General features: G+C 64.8%; 11 protein-coding genes. 9 read left to right on the top strand and 2 right to left on the bottom strand.

Features of this window, described 5'->3' with window-relative positions; genetic code table 11:
- The 9 genes from ACP69S_RS15815 to ACP69S_RS15775 form a co-directional block, all read left to right on the top strand.
- A partial coding sequence (locus tag ACP69S_RS15815; RefSeq protein ID WP_425998816.1) for a flagellin occupies positions 1 to 123 on the top strand: 123 nt, incomplete at its 5' end.
- Positions 124 to 235: 112 nt separating this feature from the next.
- Positions 236 to 547, top strand: a complete 312-nt coding sequence (locus tag ACP69S_RS15810) for a hypothetical protein (protein ID WP_425998809.1) — start codon at positions 236 to 238, stop codon at positions 545 to 547.
- A gap of 177 nt (positions 548 to 724) precedes the next feature.
- Positions 725 to 1,558 (top strand): flagellin, encoded by an 834-nt coding sequence (locus ACP69S_RS15805; RefSeq protein WP_425998807.1) that lies wholly within the window; start codon positions 725 to 727, stop codon positions 1,556 to 1,558.
- 85 nt (positions 1,559 to 1,643) lie between these two features.
- Positions 1,644 to 2,198 carry a UDP-4-amino-4,6-dideoxy-N-acetyl-beta-L-altrosamine N-acetyltransferase gene (pseH, locus tag ACP69S_RS15800; RefSeq protein ID WP_425998805.1) on the top strand — a complete coding sequence of 185 codons (555 nt, stop codon included), beginning with the start codon at positions 1,644 to 1,646 and terminating at the stop codon, positions 2,196 to 2,198.
- Between the two features lie 78 nt (positions 2,199 to 2,276).
- The gene (locus ACP69S_RS15795) at positions 2,277 to 5,096 is read left to right on the top strand and encodes a hypothetical protein (protein WP_425998803.1); all 2,820 of its coding nucleotides are present in this window, start codon (positions 2,277 to 2,279) and stop codon (positions 5,094 to 5,096) included.
- A 59-nt stretch (positions 5,097 to 5,155) separates the two neighbouring features.
- Positions 5,156 to 5,836 (top strand): hypothetical protein, encoded by a 681-nt coding sequence (locus ACP69S_RS15790; protein WP_425998801.1) that lies wholly within the window; start codon positions 5,156 to 5,158, stop codon positions 5,834 to 5,836.
- A gap of 13 nt (positions 5,837 to 5,849) precedes the next feature.
- Complete coding sequence (locus ACP69S_RS15785) at positions 5,850 to 6,245, top strand: hypothetical protein (RefSeq protein ID WP_425998799.1); 396 nt, start codon at positions 5,850 to 5,852, stop codon at positions 6,243 to 6,245.
- Positions 6,246 to 6,377: 132 nt separating this feature from the next.
- The gene (gene ssb, locus ACP69S_RS15780) at positions 6,378 to 6,881 is read left to right on the top strand and encodes a single-stranded DNA-binding protein (RefSeq protein ID WP_425998814.1); all 504 of its coding nucleotides are present in this window, start codon (positions 6,378 to 6,380) and stop codon (positions 6,879 to 6,881) included.
- Between the two features lie 87 nt (positions 6,882 to 6,968).
- Positions 6,969 to 8,393 (top strand): alpha/beta hydrolase, encoded by a 1,425-nt coding sequence (locus ACP69S_RS15775; protein WP_425998797.1) that lies wholly within the window; start codon positions 6,969 to 6,971, stop codon positions 8,391 to 8,393.
- Here ACP69S_RS15775 and bioD read toward each other — a convergent pair.
- Positions 8,384 to 9,052 (bottom strand): dethiobiotin synthase, encoded by a 669-nt coding sequence (bioD, locus tag ACP69S_RS15770; RefSeq protein WP_425998796.1) that lies wholly within the window; start codon positions 9,050 to 9,052, stop codon positions 8,384 to 8,386. The genes ACP69S_RS15775 and bioD overlap by 10 nt on opposite strands.
- A complete protein-coding gene (gene bioF / locus ACP69S_RS15765; protein ID WP_425998795.1) occupies positions 9,049 to 10,194 on the bottom strand; it encodes an 8-amino-7-oxononanoate synthase in 1,146 nt (381 codons plus the stop codon). Before bioF ends, bioD begins: the two co-directional genes overlap by 4 nt.
- Positions 10,195 to 10,260 lie beyond the last annotated feature (66 nt).

The following is a 10,260-nucleotide window of genomic DNA, read 5'->3' as shown; positions in this document are numbered from 1 at the left end:
GACGCCGACCTGGCCAAGGAAAGCGCCAAGCTGCAGTCGCTGCAAACCAAGCAGCAGCTCGGTGTGCAGGCATTGTCGATCGCGAACCAATCGTCGTCGTCGATCCTGAGCCTGTTCCGCTAAGGAACGGAGGAGGCGGGTCCTCGCGGATCCGCCTCCGTCTCTTTCAGGCTTGAAGGCGAGGAGAACCCGACCACCAGAGGACGCCGCCGCGAAGGCGCTGGCGCAAGGAGAGATGGAAACCAAAGCCGCATTGTCGGCCATCGCGGCCGACCAGGCCCCCGCTGGCCAATATTTAAAGTTCATCGCCCCGGAGCAGTCCGCGGGCGTTGTCGGCGTTTCCGAAGCGCGTACTGATTCGGCTGAGCCGCTACCGGGCGATCTTCGCCTAGTGATCGAGCAGGATGAGGAAAGCGGGACCTTCATCTACAAGACGGTCGACCGCCGTACCGGCGAAACGCTGCAGATCCTGCCTCGCGAGGAAGTGCTGAAACTCAAGCACGACAACACTTACGACCCCGGTTCGGTCTACGACGGCCTGACCTGAGGCTTTACAAACGCGTGCTTCCATCCTGCGACTCCGGGTCGCGGGGCATGCCGGTTATGGTTTATTTCCGTTAACCATAACCTTACCTTCTGATCCTACGGTCGGCTCCGTTGGGGCTCGCTCGCTGAAAAGCGTTCGAACCAAACCCCGGAAAAAATTTCCGATCGGAGGCCACGAATGACGCTTAGCGTCAACACCAATCAGCCCGCGCTGATCGCTCTGCAGAACCTGAACAAGACCAATAATGACATGCAGGGTGTGCAAACCCGCATCAACACGGGTCTGACAATTTCCAGCGCCAAGGATAACGCGGCCGTCTGGTCCATCGCCCAGGAACAGCGCGCGGACATGAACGCGCTCTCGGCGGTAAAGATGAGCCTGGATCGTGCGACCTCGGTCGCCGACGTCGCCTTGGCAGCCGGCGAATCGGTCTCCGACCTCCTGAGCCTGATGCGCGAGAAAGTCGTCGCGGCGAAGGACACCTCGCTGACGACGAAGTCCCGACAGGCCCTCAACTCCGACTTCCAGGGGCTGATCAAGAACCTGAACCAAGTGCTTTCCAGCGCCACCTTCGATGGAGCCAATCTGCTCAATGGCAGCCTGACCGCCGACGTTTCCTTCCTGGCGGACGCTGACGCCAGCACGGCGATCACGCTCAATCTGCAAAATCTGTCGCTTGGCGGCACGATTAACACCCTGACGATCACGGACGACATTCTGGATGTCGCCAATGCCACCAACGTTCTGGCGCGCCTGGACGCCACCATGGGCGCGGTGAACCAGGCCGTGGGCAATATCGGCACTCAGGCCAAGCAGGTCGAGGCTCACCAAACCTTCGTGTCCAAGCTATCGGACGTGCTGGAAACCGGCGTGGGCAACCTTGTGGACGCTGACCTGGCCAAGGAAAGCGCTCGCCTCCAGGCTCTGCAGGTCAAGCAGCAACTTGGAGCCCAGGCCCTGTCCATCGCCAACTCGGCGCCGCAGATCATTCTGAAGCTCTTCAACGGTTAATTCGGAGGCCTCGCATAGCGCACGCTCTAGGCCATCGGAGGCGCACGAGGTACGCTCTCCAAGGCGTCAGGGGGAATCGGCCGGTATGATCGACCTTCGCGATTTGCGAGACGAGGATGAGGGCCTGCTGTTTCAGTGGCGCTCGGAACCCGAAGTCGATCGCTGGATGTCGGACGCGGCCTTCCCCAGCCGCGAGGCCCATGCAGCCTGGTTCGAAAGCCTTCGCAGCGATCCCGACATGCGCGGCTGGCTGATTACGCGGGGAGGGGTGGCAGCGGGTCTGCTGACGCTCTCTGGTCTTCAGAGCCATCACCGACGCGCAAGCTGGAACTGGTTCCTGGGCTCGGCGGACGCCCGGGGGCGCGGCGTTGGTCGCGCCGCTCAGGTCCTTGGCCTTGATCGAGCTTTTGGAGAGCTGGGCTTGCACAAGGTGTTCGCAGAGGTGATGGCCGATAACGACGCCGCGCTGAAGGCGCAGGTCGCTACCGGTTTCCGGCGCGAGGGATATCTGCGGGGCCACGTTCTCAAGAACGGTTTCGCTCGCGATGTCGTTCTGCTGGGAATACTGGCCTCGGAGTGGAGCCATTTGCGCGAGGCGGCGCGTCGCTGTCTGACCGAAGCACACCTAATCGCCGCGTAACCAAAGGTCTTAACGAGTCTTCAGCGTTACGCGTTCAAATAGAAGCGGGGTGCTCCGCGTACTCCGACAGGACCCGCCGTGATCACTTTGGACACCAGCGTACTGCTCGGCTACTATCAGGCTCGTACGGGCCAGCTGAATGGTGCGTCGGCCTCGACGGTTTCCCCGTCGAAGTCGAAGGCTGTGGTGCCCACCGCGCCATGGATGTCTGGTTCCGCAGAGCCCAGCGCCATGGTCAAGGCGGCTTTGAATGGTCGCAAGTTCGTCGATGAAGCTGGCAATGCAACAAGCCTCAAGGGCGCAAGCGGCGATTACAAGAAGCTCTTCGCCACCTATCAGGCCCTCAACACTCTTTCCGCGATCGCGGCGCGGGCGTCGGAAAAAGGCGTTACCGACGGCGAACTCAAGCGATTGCAGACCGCTCTGACCAAAGGCCTCTCGGAAGTCACGGCCTATACCCAGAACATGAGCCTGGACCAAGGCCGTTTGACGCCGGGCGCCGTGATGGCCACCGACCGCTCGACGGTGGGCGTGCCCAAGAACGTGTACGGCTACATCACTGACACGATCTATAGCGGCGTGTCAGACGACGAAGTGCCCAAGTTCCAGGGCAATGTCAGCTTCGATCTGGCCGTGAAGAAGTTCGGCGTCACGACCAATGTGACCATGGATCTATCTCAAATGGGCGCAACGCCCAGGACGATGTCCAACGTCGTTAGCTTCATGAACGGCAAGCTTAAGGCTGAGGGTTTCGAGACCAGCTTCGCCGTCGAACGCAAGGTTGGCGAGGCCCGAACGGTGCAGGTCAACGGTCAGCCCGTGAAGCTGCCGGCAACCGGCGACGACTTCGCGCTGCGGGTCAAGGGCGACTCGACCGAGCAGTTGACGTTCACGGCTACGGCGGCGTCGCCCGCCGTCTATATCACCACGGCCGCCGGCAATCCGGATCCCGACAAGGACACCAAGACCGACGACGCGGTCATCGAAAATACCCTGACCAAGTACAGTGCCGCCGGGGGCGGGCAACCGGGCGGTAAGGTGTTTTCCGAAACACTTCAGGGCACGATCTCCAGTGTCCGAAAGACCGTGTCCGGGGCCGACGGCTCGATCTACATGCTCGCCGACGTCACCAAGGATGTCAGTGGCCAGGTGATCAAGGGTGACCAGGACGTCGCCTTGCTGAAATACGATTCTGCTGGCCAACTCCTCTTTGCACGCAGCCTGGGAGCCACGGACTCCGCGAGCGGTCTGAACCTGGCGGTCGCTGCAGACGGCAGCGTCGCCGTCGCGGGCTCGGTGACGGGCCGGTTGCAGGGTGCGGCCGACGGACCGATCAATTCCGACGCGACCTCGGGCAAGACCGACAGCTTCGTCACGCGCTACGACGCCAAGGGCGACGAGCAGTGGACGGTACGACGCGGCGCTATGCTGGAAGACGAGGCGACGGCCGTCGCATTCGGTTCCGACGGCATCCTCTATGTTGGAGGACGTTCGAAGTCCGACTTGCCGGGTTCGACCTCCGCCGCCGGCGGTGGATATGATTCCTATCTCACAGCCTTCGCTACCGACCTGAACGGCGGACCCAAGGCCCTGTTCACCGAAAAGTTCGGCACGGCCGAAAACGACTCCGTCTCTGACATCGTCGTGAATGGCTCGCAGGTGGTGGTGGGTGGCAAGGAGAATGGCAACGCCATTCTGCGCAGCTTTACCTTAGCGCCCACCGTCGTCACCGAGAACGCGACCTCGGTGACCCCCGCCGGCGTGATGGTGACGACGCCGGTCACCTATACCAAGACCGCCACGCTGTCGGTGGGCGCGGTTCGCGACCTGGGTTCCCTGAAGGGCGGCGAGCTAGCCGGCCTGAAAATCGACGGCGGGCGGCTCTATATTGGCGGCCATACGTCTAATGGCGCGCTGAGCATCGGCAATAGGACCGCCGGTGCGTCCGGCGGTTCGGACGGCTTTGTCGGGCGTCTCTCTCTCGATCTGACTGACACCAGCGGCGACACCCTGGCCTACTATGGCGGCACGGGCGACGACACCGTGACCGGCATGGCCGTCGCCAATGGTTCGGCATGGCTGGTCGGCGCCGCCGGCAAGGACCTCGAAGGGCAGACGACGGTCGGCGAGAAGGATGGCTATGTCGCGCAGATCGACGTCGGCACAGGCGCGGTCTCATGGTCGCAGCGGCTGACCGGCAAGGATGGCTATGCAACGCCGACCTCAATCGCCGTCGATCGGGCTGGCTCAAGCAGTCTCGACGCTTTTGGCCTGCCCAAGGGCGCGATGGATTTTACACAATCCGAGCGCCTCATTTCCGCGACGGCCGCTCGGGCCGGCGACACTTTCCAGATTCGAACCCGCGAGCGCGGCACGCTGACTACGATCACGATCGGCGCCAAGGACACGCTGGAAACCCTGGCCGATAAGATCAAACGCGCCTCGGGTTTCCGGGCCAAGGTCGAGATGTCCAGCGACGGCAACGCTCGCAAACTGAAGATCAGCCCGGCCTACGCCACTTCGACGATCGAAATCCTGGCGGGCAAAGGCGGTACCGACGTGCTCCAGGCTCTGGGTCTGGCGTCGGGTGTCGTTCGCAACACCAAGGTCGAAAGCGGCAAGACCGTGTCGGCCGACGGCGGAGGACCGGTGTTTGGCCTTCAACTCGCGCCGGAGCTTGATCTGTCAGACGAGGCTGGTCGCAAGAATGCCACGTCGGTGATCACGCGGGCGATGTCGGCCGTGCGCACCGCCTATCGCGAAATTGCCGATATCGCGATGGGGGTCGATAGCAGCGCGGCCAGTACCTCGGGCAAGACCGGGGGGACAGTGCCGGCCTATCTCAAGAACCAGATTTCCAACTATCAGGCCGCGCTAAACCGTCTGACTGGCGGATAGTCGTTCTGACAGGGGCCGTGAAGCTTGAAAGCGCCATCTTCGCGTCGTAGCCAGTGTTCATGGAACCTCTGAAAGACCGACGCATCGTTCTGGTGGGCGGCGCCGCGCTGGCGCTCCTGGCTGGCCTCGGCATCGCCATCGTCCTGCTGGGCGGCAAGGACAAGCCGACAGAACCGCCTCCAGCCTCGCGCGCAGGCCTGATCGTCGAGACTGGACGGGCCGACGACACCAAGCTGGACCCGGCGCGCCCGCTGCGCTGCTTCGTGAGCGGACAGTTTGTCGGTGAGACTACCCTGGCCGAATGCGCCAAAAAGAACGGCGTCGCCACGGGCGCACTGGATGTCGGCGTCGACGAAACGGGCGCCTTGGCCGCCGCCGATCAGGCCGGCATGGTGCTGACGCCTCTGCCGCCTCCGACCGTTTACGCTCCGCCACCCTCGACCGTGACACCCGGACCTGCGCCATCGCCGGCCACGAGCGCGTCGAGCACGCCGCTAGCGGCCTGCTGGCGCTATTCAGGCGCTGAATGGCGTCGTCTGCCGGGTGACATCACCCTGAACGCTTGCGTTCAGACGCTATTCGCCGGTCGTTGCGAGCGGCCGGGCGGCGCCACCTATGGCCGCTGGGCCGAGGAAACCCTGCGGCTGGTTCCGGGCCGCGTTGAAGCTTCGTTCGACAATCGTTCCTTCCACCCCGTGATCGACCAGGGACCGAACTGCTCGATCCCGGCCGCCGGCTGAGACGAGTACCGCCATGCGCCGTCCGATCCTGATCGCCGTCTCCGTCGCCGCTGCGGGCCTGGCGCTGTCGGCTTGTGAAAAGCAGATCAAGGCGCCCTTCGAAAAGGGTGTCTGCTTCCATGTCGCGACCAACAAGGACAAGACGCTGCGGTTCAATCCCGTGGAGCGCAATGTCCCGTCGATGGAGCAATGCGCGGCGACGCTCGAAGGCATGCGCATTCGCTTCTTGCGCATGGGCAGTCCCAACCGCTCCCTGACGGGCTCGTATCAGGGCAGCTTCATCTTCGTTGAGAAGCAAGGGATCTATCTGGGCCAGAGCTATGATGGAGCGCGCTTCATGTCGCTGGTTCGCACGGGTGACGGCAGGCTGGCGGTGCCAGGTGCGATCCGCCAGGTTCCCGCGCAATAACGCCGTTCGATTCTAATTGCCTCCCGTCCACAGGAACGTATTGAGAACAAAATTGCGTTGACCTTGGCGCTCCGTTAACGTCTTCCTCAGATTCCGGCGCATGGGTCGCCGGGCGTGAACAAGGTCGAAGCGATGGCGGGCAGCGTCAACAAGGTCATTCTGGTGGGCAACCTCGGGGCCGATCCCGAAATCCGCAGCCTGGGTTCCGGTGACCGCGTCGCCAATCTGCGCATCGCCACTTCGGAAAGCTGGCGCGACCGCACGTCGGGCGAGCGCAAGGAAAAGACCGAGTGGCACCGGGTCGTGATCTTCAACGACAATCTGGTCAAGGTCGCCGAGCAATATCTGCGCAAGGGCTCCACGGTCTATATCGAGGGCGCCATCCAGACCCGCAAATGGACCGATAATACCGGCGCCGAAAAGTACTCCACCGAGATCGTGCTGCAGAAGTTCCGCGGTGAACTGACCATGCTGGGCGGGCGCGGCGACGGCGCCGGCGCGTCCTCGGGTGGCGGCGATGACGGCTATGCGAGCGGCGGCGGCGGCGGCGGTTATGGCGGCGGAGCGCCGCGCAGCCAGCCCAGCGGTCCCCGCGAAAGCTTTTCGGCGGACCTGGACGACGAGATCCCGTTCTAGGTTCGAGCCAGATCGGCTACGTTTCCGGCGAGCGGTTTAACGACCGCTCGCCGCTTCTGTCTCAGCTTCGCTCGTTTCGGAATCGCCATGTCGCCATCATCCTGGATCGCTGCCGCCGGCGCGCTGACTCTTTTAGTCGTGGGTGGAAGCGCGTGCGCCGCCGCGCCGGAGTTTAAGCCGGCCGCATGCGTTGGCGACTATTCGGCCGTTAGCCAGAAGGTCGACTGCGGGAACCTGATCGTTGACGAGGCGAGGGGGCAGACGAGGAGCCGTCGGATCAGCATTGCCGTGGCCATCGTGCGGGCCTCGGCGCCCAAGGCGGGCCTGCCACCGGTGATCTATCTGCACGGCGGACCGGGCGGCGCGGCCGTTGCTGGCCTGCCGCGCTTGCTGCAGCGCCCTGCGGCTCGGGAATATGTCGGCGTCGATCAGGACTGGATCTTTATCGACCAACGCGGCGGCGGGCTCAGCGCGCCTTCGCTGGACTGCCCCGGCACCAACCTGACCGATGCAGGTCCGCCGACCGACAAGGACGCCGACGGCATCGTCGCCTGCCTGCAGGCCTTCAAGACCAAGGGCGTGGATCTGTCGCGCTATAACGCCGTCGAGGTCGCCCGCGATGTGCAGGACCTGCGCAAGGCGCTGAGGCTGAAGCAGATCGACCTGTTTGGCGGCTCGTACGGCACCCGGATCGAAGCCGCCATCCAAGCTCATGCGCCCAAAGGCGTTCGCGCCGTGGTGCAGGACTCGCCCTGGCCGCCCGAAGCCGACTGGACCGTGGGCGGGCCTGAAGCGGTTTCCGTTTCGATAGACATCGTCATGGCCAAGTGCGCGGTCGTCGCCGAATGCGCCAAGCGCTATCCGGACCTGAAGGCCAAGCTGTCGGCGATGGCCGAGCGCTGGCTCGCGGGACCTCAGACGGTGGGCGGCAAGACCTACACGGCCGACGATCTGGGCGGCTACCTGATGGACGCCAGCTATTTCAACGCCGCCTATCTGCCGCGCGATCTGTGGAAGATCATCGAGGGCGATGTCGGCCCTGTCGCAGAGTTCGTCGGCGCTCGGGACTATTACCGCGAAGGCCAATTCATGACCCATCTCTGCAAGGAGGAGCTGCCCTTCGAGTCGCGGGCGGCTATCGCCACGGGCGCCAGCAAGGACCCGGTGGCGCGGCTGATGGTGGCGTCGATGCAGCGCATGCACGACGTGTGCAAGCGGATTGATGTCGGCCCGATCTCGCCGGCCGAGCAGAAGCCCGTGAAGACGAAGATTCCGACCCTGTTCTTGGCCGCTGAGATCGATCCTGGCTGCCCGCCCGACCTGACCCGGGCCGCCGCGAAAGGCTACAAGGGCGGCCAAGTGGTGATCGTCACCAACGCCACCCATGGCGTCACCAGTCGCAACGCCTGCGCCCGCAAGATGGTGCGGGCCTTCTTCGCTAATCCGGGCCAGCCGGTGGACCGCAGCTGCCTGCCGGCGGCCGATGCTCCGATGACGTTCGTCTACGACTGAGGCGCGAGGATCAGGTCGGCCAGTTCCGACGCGTTCCAGGCTTGGGCGCGGGGGACCAGGATCAGCGGCGCTGAGGCCTCGAACGATCGAAGCATCTGGCCGGTCTGGACCAGGTCCGGAGCAGCCAGGCTTTCGCTCATGACGACGGCTGACACGGCCAGACCGCGCGCCCGGATGACCTCCAGCGCCGTCAAAACGTGGCTAACCGTGCCGAGATAGGAACCGGCGACCAGCAGGATCGGCAGGTTCAGCGCCACCATCAGGTCGAGATTGGTGGCGTCGTCGGTCAGGGGCGACATCACGCCGCCGGCGCCTTCGATCAGCAGCAGGTCGCGATCAGGGCACCCGAGTCTGTCGCGGCAATCGTCTACGAGATCGGCCAGTTGCAGGGTGTCGCCCTCCAGCCGCGCGGCCAGGTTCGGCGCCAGCGGCGCACGATAGCGGCGGGGCGAGATGCGGGGCAGGGCGTCGGGTTCGCCGAGCGCCTGCGCCAGGCGTCCCGGATCGCTAGCTTCGGGATCGGCCGGATCGAAGCCGCTGACCACCGGCTTGAAGGCGTCGATGCTCAGGCCTCGGCCACGAACAGCGCGGATCAGGGCGCAGGCGACATGGGTCTTGCCGATGTCGGTGCCGGTTCCGGCGACGAACAGCGATCTCATGAACGGATCTCCGCCACCAGTCCGGCCAGACGCTGAACGTCGGCGTCGGAATGGGCGGCGCTGAAGGCGATCCGCAAGCGCGCCGTGCCGTCCGGCACCGTCGGCGGGCGAATGGCGACGACGAGATAGCCTTCGGCCTCCAGCCGCGCCGAGGCCGCCAGGGCGGATTCGGCCGAGCCGATCACGACCGGCACGATCGGGCTTTGCGCCAGAGGCAAGTCCAGCGCGGTCGTGAAAGCGCGAGCCTTGGCCAAGGGGAGAGCTGTGAGGTCGGGCTGGCTCTCGATGATATCCAGCGCCGCCAAGCCCGCCGCAGCCGAGGCGGGTGGAAGGCCTGTGGCGTAGACCAGGGTGCGGGCCCGGGTCTTCAGGAGATCGATCACCGCCTGCGAGCCGCAGAGATAGCCGCCGTACGAGCCCAGCGCCTTGGACAGGGTGCCCATCTGCAGCGGGATATCGGCGCCGGGAAACAGCGCTGCCGAGCCGCGTCCTTCGGCCAGCACGCCCACGCCATGGGCGTCGTCCGACAGCAGCCAGGCGTCGTGCGTCTCGCAAAGCGCCGACAGCTGGTCCAGAGGCGCGATGTCACCATCCATCGAGAAGACACCGTCAGTGGCGACCAGCGCATGGCGGGCGGCCGGACGCTCGGTCTTCAGCAAGCGCTCCAGATCGGCGACGTCGTTGTGCCTGAACGCGATCGTTCTGGCGCCCGACAGCTTAGCGCCAGCCCAGATGCAGGCATGGGCCAGCTCATCGACCAGGATCAGGTCGCCCGGCCTGGCGAAGGTGGGAATGACGCCGGTATTGGCCAGATAGCCGGAGCCGAACACGCAGGCCGCCTCGGTCCCCTTCAGTCGCGCCAACCGCTTTTCCAGATCGCCCAGCAGCGGGTGGTCGCCGGTCACCAGACGCGAGGCGGCTGCGCCGGCCCCGTAGTTCAGCGCCGCCTCGGCGGCCGCCGCGCGCACCGCTGGATGGTGCGACAGGTTCAGATAGTCGTTGCAGGAGAACGAGATCAGCCGCCGGCCATCGCGCTCGACGACCGCGCCGTCCAGCCGCCGGGTGGGCTTGAGGCGGCGGAGCAGGCTCTTGTCCTCAAGGGCCGCCAGCTTGTCGCCGGCGAAGGCGTCGAGGCTGTTCATGCTGTTTCCCGTTTGCGAAGGCTGGGCGCAGGGCATAGGCAAGGCGCCCTTGCGACGCAATGAGAG

The organism is Caulobacter sp. DWR1-3-2b1 (genome assembly GCF_049895765.1).
Taxonomy (GTDB): domain Bacteria; phylum Pseudomonadota; class Alphaproteobacteria; order Caulobacterales; family Caulobacteraceae; genus Caulobacter.
This window is presented reverse-complemented; position numbering and strand designations above follow the sequence as displayed.

What these genes read in the sequence shown, in the direction of transcription:
- bioD (WP_425998796.1), bottom strand. Translation starts at nt 9,052, where the DNA reads ATGAGATCGCTGTTCGTCGCCGGAACCGGCACCGACATCGGCAAGACC.
- ACP69S_RS15810 (WP_425998809.1), top strand. Translation starts at nt 236, where the DNA reads ATGGAAACCAAAGCCGCATTGTCGGCCATCGCGGCCGACCAGGCCCCC.
- ACP69S_RS15805 (WP_425998807.1), top strand. Translation starts at nt 725, where the DNA reads ATGACGCTTAGCGTCAACACCAATCAGCCCGCGCTGATCGCTCTGCAG.
- ACP69S_RS15785 (WP_425998799.1), top strand. Translation starts at nt 5,850, where the DNA reads ATGCGCCGTCCGATCCTGATCGCCGTCTCCGTCGCCGCTGCGGGCCTG.
- ACP69S_RS15790 (WP_425998801.1), top strand. Translation starts at nt 5,156, where the DNA reads ATGGAACCTCTGAAAGACCGACGCATCGTTCTGGTGGGCGGCGCCGCG.
- ssb (WP_425998814.1), top strand. Translation starts at nt 6,378, where the DNA reads ATGGCGGGCAGCGTCAACAAGGTCATTCTGGTGGGCAACCTCGGGGCC.
- bioF (WP_425998795.1), bottom strand. Translation starts at nt 10,194, where the DNA reads ATGAACAGCCTCGACGCCTTCGCCGGCGACAAGCTGGCGGCCCTTGAG.
- ACP69S_RS15775 (WP_425998797.1), top strand. Translation starts at nt 6,969, where the DNA reads ATGTCGCCATCATCCTGGATCGCTGCCGCCGGCGCGCTGACTCTTTTA.
- pseH (WP_425998805.1), top strand. Translation starts at nt 1,644, where the DNA reads ATGATCGACCTTCGCGATTTGCGAGACGAGGATGAGGGCCTGCTGTTT.